16 protein-coding genes are annotated in these 21,423 nt (G+C 70.8%); 8 read left to right on the top strand and 8 right to left on the bottom strand.

Translation table 11 applies throughout. The features are described 5' to 3' along the window. The first annotated feature begins 19 nt into the window (after positions 1-19). Entirely contained in the window at positions 20-1,399 is a 1,380-nt protein-coding gene (locus IEY20_RS10210; protein WP_175328813.1) for a hypothetical protein, read from the top strand. A 48-nt stretch (positions 1,400-1,447) separates the two neighbouring features. Here IEY20_RS10210 and IEY20_RS10205 read toward each other — a convergent pair whose 3' ends face one another. Further along, positions 1,448-2,944, bottom strand: coding sequence for a tyrosine-protein kinase domain-containing protein (locus tag IEY20_RS10205; protein ID WP_188889116.1), 1,497 nt, complete (start codon positions 2,942-2,944; stop codon positions 1,448-1,450). A gap of 88 nt (positions 2,945-3,032) precedes the next feature. On the opposite strand from IEY20_RS10205, the gene IEY20_RS10200 reads away from it, so the two are divergent. Beyond that, positions 3,033-5,054 (top strand): acyltransferase family protein, encoded by a 2,022-nt coding sequence (locus IEY20_RS10200; protein ID WP_175328812.1) that lies wholly within the window; start codon positions 3,033-3,035, stop codon positions 5,052-5,054. 6 nt (positions 5,055-5,060) lie between these two features. On the opposite strand, the gene IEY20_RS10195 is transcribed toward IEY20_RS10200, so the two are convergent. The 5 genes from IEY20_RS10195 to dnaK all read right to left on the bottom strand — a co-directional run bounded on the left by IEY20_RS10195 (position 5,061) and on the right by dnaK (position 10,353). Next, positions 5,061-6,203 (bottom strand): class I SAM-dependent methyltransferase, encoded by a 1,143-nt coding sequence (locus tag IEY20_RS10195; protein WP_175328811.1) that lies wholly within the window; start codon positions 6,201-6,203, stop codon positions 5,061-5,063. A 23-nt stretch (positions 6,204-6,226) separates the two neighbouring features. Beyond that, positions 6,227-6,637 (bottom strand): heat shock protein transcriptional repressor HspR, encoded by a 411-nt coding sequence (locus tag IEY20_RS10190; protein WP_175328903.1) that lies wholly within the window; start codon positions 6,635-6,637, stop codon positions 6,227-6,229. A gap of 171 nt (positions 6,638-6,808) precedes the next feature. After that, positions 6,809-7,804, bottom strand: a complete 996-nt coding sequence (locus IEY20_RS10185; RefSeq protein ID WP_175328810.1) for a DnaJ C-terminal domain-containing protein — start codon at positions 7,802-7,804, stop codon at positions 6,809-6,811. A gap of 23 nt (positions 7,805-7,827) precedes the next feature. Further along, positions 7,828-8,475 (bottom strand): nucleotide exchange factor GrpE, encoded by a 648-nt coding sequence (locus IEY20_RS10180; RefSeq protein ID WP_022903971.1) that lies wholly within the window; start codon positions 8,473-8,475, stop codon positions 7,828-7,830. Continuing rightward, positions 8,476-10,353, bottom strand: coding sequence for a molecular chaperone DnaK (dnaK, locus tag IEY20_RS10175; RefSeq protein WP_175328809.1), 1,878 nt, complete (start codon positions 10,351-10,353; stop codon positions 8,476-8,478). A gap of 286 nt (positions 10,354-10,639) precedes the next feature. Here dnaK and IEY20_RS10170 point away from each other — a divergent pair, with 286 nt between their 5' ends. Continuing rightward, positions 10,640-12,877 carry an Ig-like domain-containing protein gene (locus tag IEY20_RS10170; RefSeq protein WP_175328808.1) on the top strand — a complete coding sequence of 746 codons (2,238 nt, stop codon included), beginning with the start codon at positions 10,640-10,642 and terminating at the stop codon, positions 12,875-12,877. 104 nt (positions 12,878-12,981) lie between these two features. Further along, positions 12,982-13,449, top strand: coding sequence for a DUF3060 domain-containing protein (locus IEY20_RS10165; RefSeq protein ID WP_022903975.1), 468 nt, complete (start codon positions 12,982-12,984; stop codon positions 13,447-13,449). Positions 13,450-13,501: 52 nt separating this feature from the next. Here IEY20_RS10165 and IEY20_RS10160 read toward each other — a convergent pair whose 3' ends face one another. Both IEY20_RS10160 and IEY20_RS10155 read right to left on the bottom strand, forming a co-directional pair. Continuing rightward, positions 13,502-14,332 (bottom strand): aldo/keto reductase, encoded by an 831-nt coding sequence (locus IEY20_RS10160; RefSeq protein WP_175328807.1) that lies wholly within the window; start codon positions 14,330-14,332, stop codon positions 13,502-13,504. 77 nt (positions 14,333-14,409) lie between these two features. Continuing rightward, positions 14,410-14,817, bottom strand: a complete 408-nt coding sequence (locus tag IEY20_RS10155) for a pilus assembly protein CpaE (protein ID WP_175328806.1) — start codon at positions 14,815-14,817, stop codon at positions 14,410-14,412. Positions 14,818-15,032: 215 nt separating this feature from the next. Between IEY20_RS10155 and IEY20_RS10150 the strand changes: the two genes are divergently transcribed. The 4 genes from IEY20_RS10150 (at position 15,033) to IEY20_RS10135 (ending at position 21,375) form a co-directional block, all read left to right on the top strand. Continuing rightward, entirely contained in the window at positions 15,033-17,831 is a 2,799-nt protein-coding gene (locus IEY20_RS10150) for a glycoside hydrolase family 2 protein (RefSeq protein WP_175328805.1), read from the top strand. Between the two features lie 110 nt (positions 17,832-17,941). Continuing rightward, a complete protein-coding gene (locus IEY20_RS10145) occupies positions 17,942-19,435 on the top strand; it encodes a sugar transferase (protein WP_175328804.1) in 1,494 nt (497 codons plus the stop codon). 151 nt (positions 19,436-19,586) lie between these two features. Continuing rightward, a complete protein-coding gene (tatA, locus tag IEY20_RS10140) occupies positions 19,587-19,883 on the top strand; it encodes a twin-arginine translocase TatA/TatE family subunit (RefSeq protein WP_372379263.1) in 297 nt (98 codons plus the stop codon). Between the two features lie 97 nt (positions 19,884-19,980). Next, positions 19,981-21,375, top strand: coding sequence for an MFS transporter (locus IEY20_RS10135; protein WP_175328803.1), 1,395 nt, complete (start codon positions 19,981-19,983; stop codon positions 21,373-21,375). Positions 21,376-21,423: the final 48 nt, after the last annotated feature.

The raw sequence follows: 21,423 nt of genomic DNA, 5'->3' as shown, positions 1-21,423 counted from the left end.
CGGCGCGGAGAGGAACGACATGGACGACCACAACGAACCGCGACGCGCATCACGGCCGAGCCGACGGACGGTGCTGTCCGGTGGCGTCGCCGGCTTGGCCGCCGCAGCGCTGACGGTCTGGACGAGTCCGGCGCGCGCGGCGGTCGCGGAGTACTTCGTCGACTCCACGGGTGGCGACGATGCCGCCGACGGCAGCCGGACGCGCCCGTGGGCGACGGCCGCTCGCGTGAACCAGGCGATCGCGGCCGGCGCGGTCGCAGCCGGCAGCACGGTGCGCTTCCGTCGTGGCCGGAGGTTCCACGGCATCGTCCGGCCCGGAACGACGAGCGGGCTGCGGTTCGAGTCTTGGGGCGACGAACCCGAAGCCCCGGTGATCACCACGTACAAGTACGTCCAGGGCGAGCAGTGCTGGCACGAGGTCGGCGACGGGCTCTGGCAGGTCGACCTCAGCGCTGCGAACATCGGCCGGACCCACCACGGTCACGTGAGCAGCTGGACGACGGAGATCGGGTTCCTCAAGGTCGGCAGCACGCTGCACGGTGACCGGAAGACGTCGAACACCGCGCTCACCGAGGACTGGCAGTTCACCTCGCTCGGCTCCATCGTCACGGTGCGGTGCGCGGAGAACCCGAGCATCGGCGGCCGGCGTGTGTGGCTGGCCGTCGCGGAACCGATCCTCGAGGGGCGTTCCGGTTCGACCGTCCGCGACCTCGCGTTCCTCGGAACGGGACGCAACGCGGTGCAGACCGCGAGCTCGGCGGTCCGCACACAGGGCTTCACGCTCGCGAGCTGCATCGTCGGCGAGGCCGGGGGCGGGCTCGCCTCGGACGGCGTCTCCAGGATGGGCAACGGCGTGCAGGTCTGGAGCGGTGCCACGGACGTCCTGATCAGCGGCAACACCATCGTCGACTGCTGGGACACGGCGATGACGATCCAGGGTCCGGCTGTGACGGCGGGACCGTCCTGGTCGAACGTCGAGTTCACCGGCAACGTGTCGGACCGGAACATGCAGACGTTCGAGTACTGGTCGTCGGGGCTCCCCGATCCGAGCGCGGTGGCCACGTGCAGTGTGCGCGGGACGACGGCGTCACGAGCGGGGGCGAGCTGGAGTGCCGGCGTCCGCCTCGACCGATCGGGCAAGGGGTCGCACGTGCTCTTCTACGCGGACGCGGTACAGGCGCAGATCACGATGCGGGGCAACGAGTTCACCGGTGCCTCGGACGCCTACCTCTACGCCAACGCCGGCGTGCCCGTCGGACTGAGCAGTGACGAGAACACGATCCGGCTCGCTCCGACCACACGCCTGCACTGGCAGCGGTCCGAGCGCATCGAGCAGCGAGCCGCGTGGACGGCAGCGACGGGGCTCGAACGGAACTCGACCTTCACCGCGCTCCTCTGAGGACGAGGTCTGCCCCGCTCGGTGCGTCCGTCCGGGGCAGGCCGTCCCTCACGCGGAACCGTCGCCGTGCGACCGGTTCGGGACCGCCGGCGCGACCGGGAACGCTGCTGTCTCGGCGTCGCGCAGCCGCCGTCCGCGCCGTGGGGCGGCAGCGGTGATGTCGATGGCCGCGGTACCGCCGTAGTACGCGCCGTACGCGGACCCGTACGCGCCGCCGTAGCCCGCGCGGCCGCGGAACGCGACCATGCTGACGACGACGCCGAGGACGGACGCACCGACCCGGTCGAGCCGGTCGAGCGCGGCACGGAGCTGCGGCGTGCGGCTGCTCCGGGCCGAGGTGACCACGACGGCGCCGGAGGTCATGGTCGCGAGCACGGCGGCGTCGGTCACCGGCAGGAGCGGCGGGGCGTCCAGGAGCACGTGGTCGTACTGCTCGGTCAGGAGCTCCAGCAACGCCTGCATCGCGGCGGATCCCAGCAGCTCGCTCGGGTTCGGCGGGACGAGCCCCGCCGGGAGCACGTCGAGCTTGGTGCGACCCCATGGCTGCACGACGTCGTGGACCTCGGCTCGTCCGATGAGGAGGTCCGTGAGACCCGCGGCGTTCTCGATCCCCATCACTTCAGCGACCCGCGGCCGGCGCAGGTCGGCGTCGATGAGCACCACGCGCGCGCCGGTCTCGGCGAGGGCGATGGCGAGGTTCGCGGTCGAGGTCGTCTTGCCTTCGTTGGGCATCGCGGAGGTCACCACGAAGCTGCCGTTGCCGGCCCCGAGGTCGACGAACTGCAGGTTCGTGCGGAGCGCGCGGTACGCCTCCGCGAGGGGGTTGCGCGGGTCCGCCGAGACGATCAGCGGTCGACGCTTCGCCTCACCGTCGAAGCCGAGGGTGGCGAGGATCGGTGATTCCGTCGTCGCCGCGACGTCGCGCGGGCCGTGCACCCGGGTGTCGACCACGCTGCGGAGCAGCGCGGCGCCGAACCCGAGCAGCGTGCCGAGCGCGAGTCCGACCGCGAGGTGCAGCGGCTTGTTCGGCGAGGACGGCGCGGACGGGACCACGGCGCTCTGGATCGTCGAGGCGCGCACCAGGCTCGTCGCGTCGGCGCTCGGCTTCTCGAGGCCCTCGATGACACGGATGAAGCTCGTGCCGATCGCGTCGGCGATCCGCGCCGAACGCTCGGCCGACGCGTCGGTGACGGCGATCGTCATCACGACGGTGTTCGTGTTGATCGTCGGCTCCACGCGGCGTGCGAGCGCCGTCGGGGTCGTGTCGAGGTGCAGCTCGTCGATCACCGGCTGCAGGATGCTCTCGGTCAGGACCACGTCCGCGTAGGAGCGGACCTTCTGCTGGGCCGCGGCGTTGCCCTGTGACACGTCGGTCGCGGACGCGGCGTCCGGCGTGCGGACCGCGACGAAGAGCTTGACCGCAGCGGTGTACTCCGGCGTCGCGACCTCGGCTGCAGCGAGCCCGGCGCCCCCGCCGAGCAGCAGCCCGATCACGATGAGCAGCCATCCCTTGCGGAAGACCTTCACGAGGTTCGCGGTGTCCATGTCGAGTTCCTGTCGTCGGGAGCTGTGTGTTGCCGATGTAAATATATCACATGATAGTATTTGTGGAGCAGCCCCGATCGGAGACGACATGACCAGCTCTTCCCCCGCGTTCCGGAACGACGTGCACGGCCTCCGTGGCGGCGCCGTCCTGCTCGTGCTCCTCGAGCACGCACGGCTTGCGTTCGGTGGCGGGTTCGTCGGGGTCGATGTCTTCTTCGTCATCTCCGGGTTCCTCATCACCGGTCACGTGGTGCGCGAGCTCGAGCGGCGGGGCCGGGTCGACCTCGCGGGGTTCTGGGCACGACGGGTCCGGCGCATCCTGCCCTCGGCACTCCTCGTCGCCCTCGTCACGGCGGGGGTCGGGCTCCTGCTCGTCCCGCCGTTGGCTCGCGGCGAACTCGTCGAGGCGGCGGTCGCGTCGCTCCTGTCGGTGCCGAACCTCTACTTCGCGTCGGAGGGCACCGACTACCTCGCCGGGACCGCTCCGTCGCCGTTCCAGCACTACTGGTCGCTCGGGGTCGAGGAGCAGTTCTACCTGCTGTGGCCGCTGTTCCTCCTGCTCGCCTGGCGACTCGGACGCCGGTCGTCGGCCCGTCGACGGACGATGCTGCTCGTCGGCGCTGTCGTCGTGCTCGTCGCGCTGTCCCTGGCCCTCGCCGTGGGGCTGACCGACCGGTCCCAGCCGTGGGCCTTCTTCTCCCTGCCGTCCCGCGCCTGGGAGCTCGCCGCCGGGGGCCTGGCGGCGATCGCGGTGCACCGGGGTGCGCTCGTGCGTGGACACACCGCCGTGGTGCTCGGGTGGGCCGGCCTCGCGGGCATCCTGCTCGCGGCGACCACGTACAGCGAGACCACCGCCTACCCCGGGACGGCGGTCCTCCTCCCGGTCGCCGCGGCGGTGGTGCTCGTGTGGAGCGGAGCCGCTGGACACCCGTTCGGTCCGGTCGCCCTGCTCGGCATCCGACCGCTGCAGTACCTCGGCGGGATCTCGTACGCGCTGTACCTCTGGCACTGGCCGCTGCTCGTCCTGCCGCAGGCTGCCGTCGGACTCGCCACACCCCTCCCGCTCTGGGTGCGCCTCACCGCGCTCGCCGCCGCCGTCGGCCTCGCCCACCTGACGACGCGGTACGTCGAACAGCCGCTCAGGGGCGCGCGACTACCGGACGTCCGGACTGTGCTCCTCGGGCTCTCGGCGAGCGCGGTCGCGGTCGCCGTCGTCCTCGGAGCCGGCATGGCCGCGGCCCCGCGCACCCTGACGTCCGACCGCACGACCGCGGACGTGACGCCCACCGAGCCGCCGACCTTCACCCCCTTCGTCCCCGTCGGTCTCGACCCGCAGCTCGACCGCGCAACCGACTCGACGTCGGACTACCGACGACGAGGCTGCCACGTGGAGTCGGCCTCCGACACGACGATCAACTCCTGCGTGCTCGGCGATCCCGACGGCACCCTGACGGTCGCGCTCGTGGGGGACTCGCACGCCGCGCACTGGATGCCCGCACTCGAGGCCTGGGCCGACCGGCACGGCGGGGTCCGGGTGCTCGGGTACACGAAGAACGCGTGCACGATGGTCGACGTCGAGGTCCTCACCTCCGGGCGCCCCTATCGGGAGTGCGACACGTGGCGCGCCGGAGTGCTGCAGCGACTCGCGGCCGAGGCCCCCGACGTCGTGCTCGTCGCGGGTTCGGCGCACCTGCCGCTCGCGGCCGCTCCCGACGAGTCGGACCGTGCGGCCCGCACCACCCTCTCGCGGGACGGCCTCCGGCGGACGCTGGCCGTGCTGCCCGAGCGCTCGCGGGTGAGCGTCCTCGCCGACACCCCGGAGTTCGCGGAGTCGGTCCCGCGGTGCCTCTCCGCGAACCTCGACGACACCGACGCCTGCGGCGTCGACCGGCACGTCGGCGTGGACGCGGCACGGGTCGCGTCGGAGCGGCGGGTGACCGAGGCCGCCGGCCACCGCTACGTCGACCTCACCGACTGGTTCTGCTCACCGACCCGCTGCGGCGTGGTGTCCGGGAACACGTTGCTGTACCGCGATCACGGGCACCTCACCGAGCCGTGGGCGCGCTCGCTGTGGCGGCAGATCGGCGCAGCGGTCGAGGACGCGCGCTGAGCCGCGTCAGGAGACGCGCGACGCGGTCACCGTGAACTTGTCGGTCCGGACGACCTGACGCGTCGTCCCGACCACTCGCTCGAGCACCGGCCGGTACCGCAGGTGCGAGTTCCAGACGCACCACAGTTCACCACCGCCCTGGAGGATCGTGGCCGCGTTCCGGAACATCGCCTCCGCCGCGTCGGTGGTCACCGTGGTGTCCGCGTGGAAGGGCGGGTTGCACAGGACCAACTGGGCCGAGCGGTCCTGGAGCTCGTCGCCGGCGTCCGTCCGCACGGCCTGCACGCGGTCCGCGACGCCGTTCGCCTCGGCGGTCGCACGGGTCGATGCGACGGCGATCTGGGAGACGTCGGTGGCGACGACCTTGATCGACGGCCGGCGGCGCGCCAGCGACACCGCGATGACACCGTTCCCGCAGCCGAGGTCGACGGCGGTACGTGCGGTCGGGACCGCGTCGTCCATGACCTGGAGGAGCACGCGCGTCCCGAGGTCGAGCGACGTCCCGGCGAACACGCCGCCGTGCGCGACGAGGGTCATCCCGAGCTCGTCGTTGTGCACCGAACGCGGCCACGGGTTCGACGTGTCCGCCCGGACGGCCGAGGCGCGCAAGGGGTCCTGCGCGACGAGCAGTCGGGACTTCCCGCGGCCTCGGGACGCGGTCACCTCGCCGAAGTACCGGCGGAGCACGTCGTTCTGCCCGAGGTTCATGTGCTTCGACACGCCACCGCAGAGCAGCACCACGTCGGGGGCGGCGTAGCGGGCGACCGCGCGGGCGACCTCGTCGAGTCGGTCGTTCGACTTCGACAGGCGGAGCAGGACGAGCCGCGCGTCGGTGAATGCCCGTTCGAGCGAGTCCGGGTGGTGGAAGCCCCGGCGCCCGAACGCGCCGGCGTTGGCCTCGAGCGCACGCACACCGACGAGGGAGTCCTGGACGACCCGGACGTCGGATGCGCCGTGCACGGTGATCACGCCGAGCGTCAGCACGCCGTTGCGGTCGTCGACGACCGCGACCTCCCCGGGCTGCCGGAGTGCGTCGCCGTGGACGTGCGGTGCCTCGTCGAGGATGAAGCGGTCGGTGCCGTCGATCGTGATCAGGTCCGGCGCGTCGTCGTCGCGACGGCGGAACAGGTCGGCGAGGTCCGGTGGCACGGCGCCACCCTACCCAGTGACGCCTAGTGCGGCGGGCGCCACAGGACGATCTGCGTGTTCCGCTGCGGCCGCACCCCGGCGCGCAGCGGGACGGCCGCACCGGTGGCCGAGGCGGCGAACACGCGTGCGCCCGGACGGTTGATGAGCTGGTCGGCCAGGGCCGTCTCGAGCTCGGACACCCGCGAGCGCAGCGCCCGGTTCTCGTTCTCGAGTTCGAGCACCCGCCGGACGCCCTCGAGCGAGACGCCCTCGGACCCGAGGCGCGCGATCTCCCGCAGCTGGGCGATGTCGCGCATCGAGTAGCGCCGCGAGCCGCCGCGGGTCCGGCCGGGCACGACGAGACCGAGCCGGTCGTACTGCCGCAGCGTCTGCGGGTGCATCTCGGCCAGCTCGGCTGCCATGGCGATGGCGAAGACGGGCGAGTTCTCGTCCATGTCGGTCATCGACCGCCCCTTCCGTTCAGCGCGTGGTGCACAACAGCCTGGGCCCACGCCGCCGGTTCCGACGCGACGCGCCAGCGGCGTGTCGGCCGTGCCGGTGGGAAGAGGCTCGGTGGGGCTCCGTGTCGGAGCCGCACCGAGCCTCCAGACCGGTCGTTCATGACGCTAGCCGCGCGCCTTGGCGAGGAGGTCCTCGCGGGGGTCCTCGTCGGGCAGGGCGGCCGCGAGGGCCTCGACGGCCTCGCGCTGCTTGTCCGTGAGGTGCGATGGCACCGCGACCTGCACGGTGGCGAGCAGGTCGCCGGTGCCCTTCTTCGTCGTGACCCCGCGGCCCTTGACACGGAGGACACGGCCCGACGGGGTGCCGAGGGCGACCCGCAGCTTGACGGGCTCGCCGCCGAGCGTCGGCACCTGGATCGTCGCACCGAGCGCCGCCTCGGCGAACGTCACGGGGACGTCGACGCGGAGGTTGAGCCCGTCACGCTCGAACACCGGGTGCTTGCGGACCGAGACCGTGACCACGAGGTCGCCGGCCTCGCCGCCGTCGGGGGAGGGCTGCCCGCGTCCGCGGAGGCGGATCTTCTGCCCGTCCGCGACCCCGGCCGGGATGCGCACGTTGACCGTGCGACCGTTGCCCTGTGCGAGCTTGACGGTGTCGCCGGCGATCGCGGTCGCGAAGTCGAGCGTCGTGGAGGCGGTGACGTTAGCACCCTTCGTGGGGCCGCCGAACCCGCGGTAGCCGCCGTTGGACTGGCCGAAGCCGCCGCCACCGCCGAACATGCCGCCGAGGATGTCCTCGAAGCCGCTCGCGCCGCCGCGCCCGTTGCCGGGCTGCCCGAAGCGGACGCGCTGACCGCCCCCGCCGCCGAACATGCCGCCGAAGACGCCCTGGGCGCCCGGGCCGCCCGCGGTGAAGCGGGCGCCCGAGCCCATGGCACGGACCTGGTCGTACTCCTGGCGCTGCTCCTTGTCGGACAGCACCGAGTACGCCTCGCTGATCTCCTTGAAGCGGGCCTCGGCGGCGGCGTCACCCGGGTTGGAGTCCGGGTGGTACTGCCGCGCGAGCTTCCGGTAGGTCTTCTTCAGCTCAGCGTCGCTCGCCGTCTTGTCGACACCGAGGACCTTGTAGAAGTCCTTGTCGAACCAGTCCTGACTGGCCATGAATCCCTACCTCCTTCCCGCGGTCAGGCCGGGACCGCGACCGCGACCTTGGCCGCACGGAGGACGCGCTCGCCGAGCTTGTAGCCCGGCTCGACGACGTCCGCCACGGTCTGCGCGGTCGCCCCCGGCGTGGGGAGCTGCACGATCGCCTCGTGGATGTTCGGGTCGAAGGCCTCACCCTTCTCGCCGATCTGCACGAGCTTGAACTTCTCGAAGCCGCCGCGGATCTTCTGACCGATGACCTGCATCGGCCCCTCGGCGAGGTCACCGTGGGCCTCGGCGCGGGTGAGGTCGTCGAGCGCGGGCAGGAGTGCCCGCACGACCTCGGCGATGGCGACCTCACGGTTGGCCTCGCGGTCGCGTTCGACGCGCTTCCGGAAGTTCACCAGCTCGGCCTGCGCGCGGAGCATGTCGGCGCGCATCTCGGCCACCAGGTCGCGGTCCTCGCTGCTGAGCTTGTCCTCGGCGATGCCCCTGGCAGCGTCAGCCAGCAGCGCTTCGTCCTCGGGGCTCAGATCGCTCTGGGGGCCGCCGGCGGCGGGGCCGTCCGTGGGGAGTTCCACGTCCGGTCCCTCCGCCTCGATGAGGTCCTCGGGCTCCTGCGCGTTGGTGGCGTCGCCCTCGACCTGGGGTTCGTCCTCGTTCGGCACGTTGTCCTTGGGGTCCGTCATCTACTTCTTGTCCTTGTCGTCCTCGTCGTCCACGACCTCGGCGTCGACGATGTCCTCGTCGTCAGCGGTGGCGCCTTCGGCGCCGGCCCCTGCACCGCCTGTGGCGGAGGCGTCCTGCTGCGAGGCTGCGCTCTCCGAGTAGATCGCCTGGCCGAGCTTGCCCTGCGACTCGTTGAGCTTGTCGAAGGCGGTCTTGACGGCGTCGTCGTCCTCGCCCGCGAGTGCCGACTTCAGGGCGTCGACGTCGGCCTGCACCTCGGACTTGACGTCCGCGGGGAGCTTGTCGTCGTTCTCCTTGATGAGCTTCTCGATCGAGTAGACGAGCTGCTCGGCCTGGTTGCGACGCTCGTTGGCCTCACGGCGGGCCTTGTCCTCGGCCGCGTGCTCCTCGGCTTCGCGGACCATGCGCTCGATGTCCTCCTTCGGCAGCGACGAGCCGCCGGAGATGACCATCGACTGCTCCTTGCCGGTGCCCTTGTCCTTCGCGGACACGTGCACGATGCCGTTGGCGTCGATGTCGAAGGTGACCTCGACCTGCGGGACGCCACGGGGGGCCGGGGCGATGCCGGTCAGCTCGAAGGTGCCGAGCGGCTTGTTGTCGCGGGTGAACTCGCGCTCGCCCTGGAAGACCTGGATCGCGACCGACGGCTGGTTGTCGTCGGCCGTCGTGAAGGTCTCGCTGCGCTTGGTCGGGATCGCGGTGTTGCGGTCGATGAGCTTCGTCATCAGGCCGCCCTTGGTCTCGATGCCGAGCGACAGCGGCGTGACGTCGATGAGGAGGACGTCCTTGCGCTCGCCCTTCAGGACGCCGGCCTGCAGCGCGGCACCGACGGCCACGACCTCGTCGGGGTTGACGCCCTGGTTCGGCTGCTTGCCACCCGTGAGGCTCTTGACGACCTCGGCCACGGCGGGCATGCGGGTCGAGCCGCCGACGAGCACCACGTGCGCGATGTCGCCCACCGAGACACCGGCTTCCTTGATGACGTCGTTGAAGGGCTTCTTCGTGCGGTCGAGCAGGTCGGAGGTCATCTGCTCGAACTGGGCGCGCGAGATGGTCTCGTCGAGGTTGAGCGGACCGTCGGCCGTGAGCGTCAGGTACGGGAGCTGGATGCTCGCCGACATCTGCGACGAGAGCTCCTTCTTCGCCTGCTCGGCTGCTTCCTTGAGGCGCCGCTTGGCGATCTTGTCGGTCGAGAGGTCGACGCCGTGCTCGTCCTTGAACTTCTTGACGAGGTAGTCGACGATGCGCTGGTCCCAGTCGTCGCCGCCGAGGCGGTTGTCACCGGCCGTCGCGCGGACCTGGATCGTGGAGAAGTCGTCGTCCTTGCCCACCTCGAGCAGCGAGACGTCGAAGGTGCCACCACCGAGGTCGAAGACCAGGATGAGCGCGTCTTCCTTGCCCTTGTCGAGGCCGTACGCCAGCGCGGCGGCGGTCGGCTCGTTGATGATGCGGAGGACGTTGAGGCCGGCGATCTCACCGGCGTCCTTCGTGGCCTGGCGCTCGGCGTCGTTGAAGTAGGCCGGGACGGTGATGACCGCGTCGGTGACGTCTTCACCGAGGTACTGCTCGGCGTCGCGCTTGAGCTTGCCGAGGGTACGCGCCGAGATCTCCTGCGGCGTGTACTGCTTGCCGTCGATGTCGACCTTCCAGTCGGTGCCGATGTGGCGCTTGACGGAGGCGATGGTGCGGTCGACGTTCGTGACGGCCTGGCGCTTGGCGGTCTCGCCGACCAGCACCTCGCCGTCCTTCGTGAAGGCGACGATCGACGGCGTGGTGCGCATGCCCTCGGCGTTGGCGATGACCGTGGGCTCACCGCCCTCGAGCACGCTGACGACCGAGTTGGTGGTTCCGAGGTCGATGCCTACTGCACGTCCCATGTGTTGGTGCTCCTTCTGTTGGTACTCGTGGTGCTGAAGTCGTTGGACTTGCGTCCGATGGACTCAACCCTACTCACCTGCACCTGGACGTCAAGGTGAGCGCCTCGGAACTTGCCATGAGTCGGCTCAAGTGGTTGCGGATCGCGGATGTTGTATTTCAGTGTTCGGTTTGATATTCTGGTACGGCAGCGGGGTCTCCCGCGAACATCCCACCGCGAGCCGCCGACGGCCCGATCGTCCGAGCGAGAGCACGCGGCCCGACCCCCCTCGAAAGGGATCACCAACCATGTCCAAGAAGACCAAGCGCATCGCGAAGGGCCTGGGGGCTTCCGCTCTCGCCGTCGCGACGATCGCGTCCGGCCTGTCCTTCGGAGCGGCTTCCGCTTCCGCGGCTCCCGCACCAGCCGGATCGCTTCGGACCGTGCAGCTCATCTCCCAGCAGGGTCCTTCGACCTTCAACACGCTCACAGCGGAAGCCTTCAACGCCAACGAGAACGTGCAGGTTCAGGATGTCGCGACCTACTCAACCGCTGCGATCGCGCAGCGATACGGCATCCACCTGACCGTGCGTCCGACCGGCGACGGGCGATTCCAGCTACTGGCACCGCTTGACCTGACCAAGAACCGGGAGCTCTGTCTAGTCTCGGGATCCCGGAACTACGACTACTTCTCGTACTTCCTGACGTGCGCCGACGACACTGGAAAGCCCACGCCGGGAACCTCGCTGAAGCAGGAGCAAAGTGGGGCGCTGAGATTCACCGAGACAGGTTCTACCGGCAAGCCGTACCTGACCGGTCGCACCTTCAATTGGAACCGCGACATCAAGACGTTCGCGACCGCAGATGCGCCCGACTCGAGTTGGATCGGGTTGCCCGACAACCTCGGGGCTGCGTACATGCAGCTCGAAGCGTCCGGCTCGTTCGACACGGACATCGCGAAGAAGGCGACCGTGTCGGGCACCGCCGAGCCGGACGCCACGATCACGCTGAAGAGCGGCACGACGACGCTCGGCACCACGACCGCGGCGGCCGACGGCACCTACTCGTTCGACGTGGACGCCCCGAACAAGGGCGGCGCCCTCGCCCTCACCGTCACGCAGACGATCGACGGCAAGGACGGCGGCTCGAAGGACGTCAGCCTCGACTACGGCAAGGCCGTGGCGATCACCGGCCCCGAGGACCAGGAGGAGGTGCCCGCCGGGTCCACCGCGATCACCGGTTCCGGTGAGGCCGGCTCCGACGTGCAGGTCTTCGACAACTCCGGCCGCACCCCGGTCATCTCGACCAAGGTCCGCAGCAACGGCACGTGGTCGGGTACCGCGACGCTGACCGCCGGCGAGCACACGCTCGAGGCGAAGCAGATGTCGAAGGGTGCGAACACCACCTCCGCTTCGGTGACGGTGAACCCGGGTGAGGCGACCGTGGACTTCACTGCCGCTGGTCGGTTCGACGCGCAGGACGTGACCAAGCCGGCCGTCGCGCACGGTTCGGCCCCGGCGGGCTCGACCGTGATCCTGCGCAACTCGGTCGGCACGGAGATCGGCCGCGCGGTCGCGGGCGCCGATGATACGTACCAGATCACCATCGACCCGACGAAGGCCACCTCGGGCGTCAACACGTTCAGCGCGATCGTGCAGGGCGACGCGGGCAACGCGAAGACCTTCACGCTCGACTACGGCATGCCGGCCGCACCGGTGGTCGTGACCACCCCGGCGCAGAACGGCACCGTCGAGCCGGGCACCGTCCGGTTCGCCGGCACGGGCCAGGCCGACAGCAAGATCGTCGTCCGCGGTTCGGTCCGCCAGGTCGCGACCGCGACGGTGAACGCGCAGGGCGCATGGGCGGGCAACTCGACCGTGCAGCTCGACAAGGGCTCGTACAACCTGTACTTCGACCAGACGAGCAAGGGCGGTCTCAAGCGAACCATCCAGCACGCCTTCACCATCGGTGAGACGGCACCGGTCGTGACGCAGCACACCGTGACGAGCCCGAGTGCCGACCAGGTCCTGGACACCCTGACGCCGGAGTTCCGTGGCACCGGCCACGAGGGCGCGACGATCACCGTGCGTGGCTCGAGCCGCGTCGTGGCGACCGGTACCGTCCGCAACGGCCAGTGGGTCGCGACGACGAGCGCTGCCTCACCGCTCGCGCCGGGTGAGTACAACCTCTACGTCGACCAGACCGTGCGCGGCACGGTCACCGGTACGGTCCGTGTGAAGTTCACCGTGTCGAACGAGGCGTTCCGCGAGCTGACCCTGTCGGCTCCGGCGCAGAACGCCAACGTCACGGTGCTGCGACCGACCTTCGTCGGCACGGCGACCCCGGGCGCGCAGATCCGCGTCGGTTCCTCGCGGACCACGGTCGCCACCGCCACGGTCGGCGCTGACGGCACCTGGAGCGCTACGGCGGACTTCGACCTGGCGCGCGGCGGCACCTACGCCGGCCTCGAGGTGAAGCAGACGCTCAAGTCGGGCAAGACCTCGACCGTGTCGTCCTCCTTCACGGTCGACCGCAACGCCCAGTAACACCCACTCCGCAGCAGCCTGCTGCACACGAGGGCCCGGCTCGCTCCGGGCCGGGCCCTCCCCACGACTCCCGGCACGCCCCACCCCGAACGAAAGGCACCGCCATGCGCACCACCCGGATCCTCGCCCCCGCCCTCGCCGCGGCAGCACTCGTCGCCGTCCTGGCTGGCTGCACCGCCACGGACGGCGGACAGTCCGCCCCCAGCGCGACGGCCTCCGCTTCCGCCTCGGCCACCAAGAGCAAGGCGATGGCGGACGCCGACGTGCGCGTCCCCGACGAGAAGGCCGAGGGCAAGTGCATCGACGGCGCCGCCATCATCGACCAGTCCGGCGCCGAGGTCACCCTCGACGGCTCCTGCGGGAAGGTGACCGTGTCGGGCAACGACTCGATCGTCCACCTCGGTGACGTCGACGAGCTGATCGTCGAGAGCGCCATCACCCGTATCACCCTCGGGACCGCCAAGAAGGTCACGATCTCGGGCAACGCGAACGACGTCCTCTACTCCGGCACCGCGCCGTCGAAGGTCGACGACCGCGGTGCGCAGAACGTCATCCAGAAGCAGGGCAACTGACCGCACATGACGAAGGCCCCCGCGGTTGCGGGGGCCTTCGTCATCGCCGGGATCAGGCGGGGACGTAGTCGAACGTGTCCGGGTCCGGACCGGTGCGGTGGCCCTTGTCGAGCGACGTGATCGCGGTCATGTCCTCGTCGGAGAGCTCGAAGTCGAAGATCGCGAAGTTCTCCTCGACGCGCGAACGGGTGACCGACTTCGGGAAGACGATGTCGCCGCGCTGGATGTGCCAGCGGAGCACGACCTGCGCGGGCGTCTTGCCGGTGTTGCCGGCGATGCGCGTGATGGTCTCGTCGTCGAGCACGAGGCCCTGCGCGATGGGGGACCAGGCCTCGGTGGCGATGCCGTGCTCGCGGTCGTACGTGCGGAGCTCCTCCTGCGTCAGGTACGGGTGCACCTCGATCTGGTTCACGGCCGGGGTGATGGTCGTCTCGGCGGCGAGACGGTTGAGGTGGTGGGCCTGGAAGTTGCTCACACCGATCGAGCGGGCGGTGCCGGCGCGGTACAGCTCCTCCATCGCCTTCCACGTCGGGACGAAGTCCGAGACGGTCGGGAGCGGCCAGTGGATGAGGAAGAGGTCCGTGTAGCCGCCGAGCAGGTCGGCCGACTTCTTGCCGTTCTCGAGCGCTGCCTCGGGGTCGTGGAAGCCGTTGTTGAGCTTGGACGTGACGAAGATCTCCGAGCGGTCGATGCCGGACTCCGCGATCGCCTCGCCCACCTCCTTCTCGTTGCCGTACATCTCAGCGGTGTCGATGTGGCGGTAGCCGACCTCGAGCGCCGCGAGCGTGGCGTCCTTCGTGTCGGCGGGGTCGATCTGGAAGACGCCGAAGCCGAGCTGCGGGATGGTCTTGCCGTCGTTCAGGGTGATGTTCGGAACGGTCATGTCGCCATGCAACCAAAGGCTGCCCAGCGTGCATTCCGACAACTCCCAGCCGGGCGCGTCACCCGGTTCGAGGGCGTTCAGTCCAGCGCAGAACGGATGTACGCGAGCAACGCGGCTCCGTACGCGTCCGCTGCGTCCGGGGCGTCGAACGTCTGCCTGACGCCGTCGATCGTCGCGGACACGGTGAGGTCGTCGCCGGACCGCACGAGCGACTCGAACGCGTTCCCGAGCAGTGCGCGGAGCTGGTCCTCGCGGGGCAGCCAGAGCGACTCACGTGCTTCGACCGAGTCGAGCGCCCACTCGGTCGTGCCGTTGAAGCCCAGGACGGTGCCGCTCGGGTAGTCGTGCCGTTCGACGGTCATCTCGGACACCGTGTAGACGTCGTCGTCGACCCCCGGCTTGTCGATGACGAAGCGGTCCCCGGTCTCGGGGTGCCAGCGCAGGCCGGCGTCGCGCAGGGCCGCGGCGAGAGCAACTGTGATCACGGTGCACAGCCTGCCACGGGGCGCCGTGCAAGCTCCGCGTACTAGCATCGCCGGACACCCCCTCGCGCGATCGCCCAGGCGCTCGCGCGCGCGACGTGACGACGCCCGGCCAACTGGTGTCGCGCCTCCAGGCCGTCACCGGCCGACCGGCGGACCGACGGCCGGCGTCCCGACCAGGCGGACCACCATCCCCGTCCGCCCAGAGAAGGACCCGCATGACCCTCGACCGCGAGGAACTCCGCGACGGCTGGACCGTGGCACTGGCCGGCGGTACCGGAGCCCCCGACGGGGTGGCCGGGCGCACGATCCCGGCGACGGTGCCGGGCCAGGTGCACACCGACCTCGAGCGCGAGGGGCTGCTGGCCGACCCGACGTTCGACCGCAACGAGGCGGACGGCAAGTGGGTCGGACGCTCCGACTGGGCGTACCGCCGAACGCTCGACGTCGACCCGCGCGGGCACGAGCGGATCGACCTCGTGTGCGACGGCCTCGACACGGTCAGCACGCTGACGCTCGACGGCGTCACGATCGGCACGACCCGGAACATGCACCGGCGCTACCGGTTCGACCTGCGGGACGCGACGGGCGGGTCGAACGCGCGCACCGAGCGGGACCTCGAGATCCTCTTCGAGTCGCCCTACCGCGAGGCGGGTCGGGTCGCAGCGCGCGCGGGCAGCATGCCCGGACCGTACGACGAGCCGTTCCCGTACATCCGGAAGACGGCCTCGAACTTCGGGTGGGACTGGGGGCTCACGGCGGTCACGAGCGGCCCCTGGCGACCGGTCGCCGTCGAGCGCTGGTCCACCGCGCGACTGCGCGAGGTGCGCCCGCTGGTGGACGTCGAGGCGGGCGAGGGCGTGCTCGACACGCACGTCACCGTCGAGCGGTCAGGACCCTCGACGAGCGGGGTGAGCACCGCCGACCTCGACCACGACGGGGAGGACGACGACCTCGTGCTCGTCGTGACGGTGAGCGGTCCCGGACCGGACGGGACCACCACCCGGCAGCGGTCGCGGGCGCAGCTCACGCCCCGCGACGAGGACACGGTCGTCACCGTCCGGGTGCCGGACGCGCAGCGCTGGTGGCCGCGCGGCTACGGCGAGCAGCCCCTCTACGACGTCGCCGTGGAACTGCAGACCGTCGACGGCGAGGTCCTCGACCGCGACACCTTCCGGACGGGGTTCCGGTCGACGCGGATCGACACCGCCCAGGACACGATCGGGAAGCCGTTCGGGGTCCACGTCAACGGCACGCTCATCGACGTCCGCGGCGTGAACTGGATCCCCGACGACGTCATCGTCTCTCGCGTGACGCGCGAGCGGTACGAGGACCGTCTGCGGACGACGGCCGCGCTGCGTGTGAACCTCGTGCGCGTCTGGGGCGGTGGCGTGTACGAATCGCGCGACTTCTACGAACTGTGCGACGAGCTCGGGCTGCTCGTGTGGCAGGACTTCGCGTTCGCGTGCTCGGCCTACCCCGAGACCGAGCCGATCCGGAGCGAGGTCGTCGCCGAGGCGCGGGACAACGTCGCCCGGCTCTCGCGGCACCCGTCGCTCGTGGTGTGGAACGGCAACAACGAGAACATCTGGCTGCACGACGCCGACGGCTGGGCCGAGGCGCTCGGCGACCGTGGCTGGGGCCTCGACTACTACCTCGACCTCCTGCCGACGATCGTCGACGCGGTCGACCCGTCGCGCTTCTACACGGTGGCGTCGCCGTGGTCGGGCGACGAGGCGCTGCCCGCGAACGACGTCGACCACGAGACGCACCACTCGTGGGACGCCTGGAACCGTCTCCCCGACACCGCCTACCGGGCCTCCGTGCCCCGGTTCGTCTCCGAGTTCGGGTGGCAGGCGCCGCCCGCGTGGCGGACGCTGCGGGACGCCGTGTCGGACTCCCCGATGCAGGTGGACTCACCGGGCGTGGTCCACCACCAGAAGGCGGACGATGGGATGGCGAAGCTGGCGCGCGGGATCGCGCCGCGCTTCGGCGCCGTCGCGCCGTCGTCGTTCGACCAGTGGCACTACCTGACGCAGCTGCAGCAGACACGCGCGATCGCGACCGGCGTCGAGCACTGGCGGACGCACTGGCCGCGCAACACCGGCGTCGTGCTGTGGCAGTTGAACGACCTGTGGGCGGTGTCGTCGTGGTCCGCGGTGGACTCGGCGGGCCGGTTGAAGCCGCTCGCGCACGAACTGCGGCGACTCTACGACGACGTGCTGCTGACGATCCGCCCCGTCTCGTCGGTCACTGCGCCCGCGGCGCGCGCCGCCACGGCTGCGCCCGACGCAGCGGCCGCGCCCGTCGCAGCGGCTGCGCCCGTCGCAGCGGCTGCGCCCGTCGCAGCGGCCGCGCCCGTCGCAGCGGACCGGCCTGGAGGCGCGGATCACCCGGCGTCGTCGGCTCCCGTCGGCGAGGCGGCCGAGCTGGGCGAACTCGCGGACACGCTGTCGCTCGGGTCCGGGGGCGTCTCGCTCGGGGTGTCGCCCGGTGCGTTCGGTTCGTCGCCCGTCGAGGTCGCGGTCCGGTCGACCCGGTCCGGGAACGACGGCGTGGTGCGCGTCCGACGTGTGACGCTCGCGGGCGCCGTGCTGGCCGAGGTGACGCTCCCCGTGCACCTGTCGGCCGGGGTCGCCGTGGTCGCCCTGCCCGAGTCCGTCGGCGTGGTGGACGACCCGCGGAACGAACTCATCGTGGCCGACATGGACGACCGCCGTGCGGTCTGGACGCCCGCTCCGGACCAGGACATGCGGTGGGAGCCGGCCCGGTTCACCGCCACGACCGAGGTGGACGGCGCGACCGTCCGCGTGGTGGTCGAGGCCGCGACCGTGGTGCGCGACCTGCTCCTCCAGCCCGACCGGGTGTCGCCCGACGGTGTCGTGGACCGGGGCTTCGTGACGCTGCTCCCCGGGGAACGCGCGGTGTTCCGGGTCCGCGGGGTCGACGCGTCCGCGGCCGGTGCGCTGCTCGAGGCGCCGGTGTTGTGGTCGCTGGCGGACGCCCTGAGTGCTTGATATACCGCACACGAAAGTGATATTTTTGTAGGGCACTGCTCCGTCGCGCGTTGACGGTGCGGAGCCCGGTCGATGCCCAGTCGTGCCGGCACCCGACCGGAGGTCCCGCGATGTCACTCGTCGTCCGTCCCGCACGTGCCTCGACCACGGCCGTCGCGGCGGTGTCCCGTCCTGTCTTCGTCGGAGCGCCAGCCGGTGCCCGGCCCGGGTTCGCCCTGGTCGTGGCCGCGCTCGACCTCGCCGTGCTGCTCGTCGCCTTCGTGACGGCGCACCTCGTCCGCTTCCCGGTGGAGGTGCCGGACGGTTCCGTCACTGCCGGCTGGGTCGAGTTCGTCGTCGCGCCCGCGATCGTCGTCGTCTGGATGACCCTGCTGTCGTCGTTCGGGACGCGCAACGCCCGGATCGCCGGGGTCGGGAACGAGGAGTACCGCCGGCTCGTGACCGCGAGTCTCGTTGCCGGCGCGATCGTCGCCATCGTCGCGTACGCGGTGCAGCTCGACATCGCACGCGGGTACGTCGCGATCGCCTTCCCGCTCGGGATGGCGCTGCTCGCTGTCGAACGGAAAGCGGTGCGGACCGTGCTCGCACGTCGTCGTGGCCGTGGCGAACGACTGCAGGACGTCCTGCTCGTCGGTGACGCCGAGGACGTGCGCTACGTCGGGCGCCGCATCGCGACCACACCCGTCGCCGGGTACCGGGTCACCGGGGTCGTGACCGACTGTCTCAGCGTCGGGGAGACCGTCGAACTGGGAAGCGCACGGGTCGCGGTCCTCGGCGGGATCGACGACGTGCTCGACCGAGCCTCGGCCACGGGCGTCTCGGCGGTGGTCGTCGCCGGCGCCGTCCGGGGCGGGCACGAGCGGCTGCGACGCCTCGGCTGGCAGCTCGAGGAGCGCGGGGTGGAGCTCGTGGTGTCCTCGCCCCTCGCCGACATCGCCACGGGTCGGGTGCACGAGCGCCCCGTGGACGGTCTCCCGCTCATGCACGTCGAGATCCCGGACTACCGGCGCCGGACCGGGAAGCGACTGCTCGACGTCGTGGGGGCCGGGCTCGGGCTCCTCCTGCTCGCGCCGCTCTTCGCGGTGATCGCGCTCGTGATCCGGCTCGATGACGGCGGACCGGTGTTCTTCCGTCAGACGCGGGTCGGCCGCGGCGGACGCGACTTCTCGATCCTCAAGTTCCGGACCATGTGCGTCGACGCCGAAGCCCGCGTGGCGGCACTCGAAGCCGCGAACGAGGGCGCCGGGCCGCTCTTCAAGATGCAGCACGATCCGCGGGTCACCCGCGTCGGTGCCTTCCTGCGTCGGAGTTCACTCGACGAGCTCCCCCAGCTCTGGAACGTGCTCGTCGGCTCGATGAGCCTGGTGGGTCCGCGTCCGGCGCTCCCGAAGGAGGTTGCCGTGTACGAGGACTTCGCGGACCGACGCCTCCTCGTGACGCCGGGCATCACCGGACTCTGGCAGGTCAGCGGTCGGTCGGACCTCGACTGGGCCGAGGGGGTGCGGCTCGACCTCCACTACGTCGAGAACTGGTCGTTCCTGCACGATCTCGTCATCCTCGCGCGGACGATCCCTTCGGTGCTGCGGTCCCGCGGGGCCTACTGACACCGGCCGGCGATCCTGGGCGAACGGTGTCCGTTGGGCTCCTCGCCTGGGATTACCCGACCGACCGAGTTACGATGTCTGCACCACGAGCTTCCGCCGCGTGTGTCGAAGAAGACCCGAGCACGGCGACCAGTTCACCATCGAAGGAGTCATGATGTTCGCAGGCCTCACCGGCATCCATCTGCTGATCATCCTCGGGATCGTCATCCTGCTGTTCGGGGCGACCAAGCTCCCGGCGCTGGCGAAGGGCCTCGGGCAGTCGATCAACATCTTCAAGAAGGAGATGGGCGAAGGCGACAAGAAGTCCGGCGATCAGGGCGTGCAGAACACGGCCGCGACCGACGCCACCGTGCCGAACACCACTGCGCAGAACACCGCCGCGCAGCCCGCCGGTCCGGTCCTCAACCCGGGTCCGTCGGTCCAGCCGAACACCGACTCCAACCGCTAGGACACCCAGCCCCGTCCTGTCGGCAGCCCCCGCGACCACATCGGTCGCGGGGGCCTCGTCGTGCGCGCACCGAGCGGGGAACGGGGAGGATGAACGCATGCCGACGCCCGAGGCCCCGCTCCGCGACGATCGCCGACTCGTCCTCGTCGTGGCGATCCTGGCCTCGTTCGTCGTCGGGCTGGACGCCAGCGTCGTGAACGTGGCGCTCCCGGCGATCCGGCACGAACTCGGCGGCGGGCTCGTCGTGCAGCAGTGGGTCGTCGACGCGTACTTGGTGACGCTCGGCTCGCTCATCCTCGTCGCCGGTTCGCTGTCCGACCTGTTCGGCCGGGTGCGGATCATCACGCTCGGGCTGATCGTGTTCGGTGTCGCCTCGATCGTCTGCGCTGCGGCACCCACGGGCGAGGTCCTCATCGTGTCCCGAGCGCTCCAGGGCGTCGGCGGTGCGCTGGTCACGCCGAGCGCCCTCGCGCTCATCATCGCGGCGTTCCGCGGTGCCGCGCAGGGCAGGGCGATCGGTTCGTGGACGGCGTGGTCGAGCGCGGCCGTGATCGTCGGGCCGGTGATCGGTGGGCTGATCGTCGACGGGATCGGCTGGCGGTGGATCTTCGTCCTCACCGCGGTGCCGATCGCCGTCACGATCCCGCTCGTCGCGCGGATCTCCGGGGACCTCCGGCCTCTCGGGAGGCCGCGGGTCGACGTCGTCGGAGCCGTGCTCGCGGTCGTCGGCATCGGTGGGGTCGTCCTCGGGCTGATCGAGCAGGAGCGGCTCGGCTGGTCGTCGCCGGTCGTGGTCGCAGCGCTCGTGGTGGGAGGGCTGGCGCTCGCGGCGTTCGTGCCGTGGGAGCGCCGGGTCGAACAGCCGCTCGTGGACCTGCGGCTGTTCCGAGCGCGGAACTTCGCCGTCGGAAACCTCGCCACGCTCTCGATCTACGGGGCGATCGGGATGGTCGGCTTCGTCGTCACGCTGTTCCTGCAGGAGGTCTGGGCCTTCCCGGCATGGGTCGCCGGGGTCGCGACCCTCCCGCCGACGGTCCTGCTCCTCCTGCTCTCGACGACGGTCGGTTCCTTCGCCGGGCGGTACGGGCCGCGGTGGTTCATGGCTGCGGGGCCCGCGGTCGCGGCCGGCGGGTCGTTCCTCATGCTGTTCGTCGGGGACGACCCGGCGGCGTACTGGTGGACCGTGCTGCCCGGCCTGGTGCTCATCGGCCTGGGGATCTCGCTCATGGTGACGCCGCTGACGAGCGCGGTACTGGGATCGGTGCCGGAGCGCGAGGCGGGCATCGGTTCCGCCGTCAACAACGCGGTCGCGAGGATCGCGAGCCTCGTGGTGGTGGCGCTTGCTGGTGTCGTGCTCGGGGGCGCGATGAGTACGGTCGGGTTCCACCGCGCGGTCGTGGTCATGGGGCTCCTGCTGCTCGCCGGGTCCGTGGTGAGCGCGGTCGGCATCAGGAACCCGGACCGGGAAGAATCCCGACCGGACAGAAGTTGAGTGCAGTAGACTCAAGTACACGACCACCGCAACGAAAGGACGGAACGC

It is taken from the genome of Curtobacterium luteum (assembly GCF_014646995.1).
Classification (GTDB): Bacteria; Actinomycetota; Actinomycetes; order Actinomycetales; family Microbacteriaceae; genus Curtobacterium; species Curtobacterium luteum.
The sequence above is the reverse complement of the archived record's forward strand: the minus strand, read 5'-3'. Positions and strand labels throughout refer to the sequence as shown.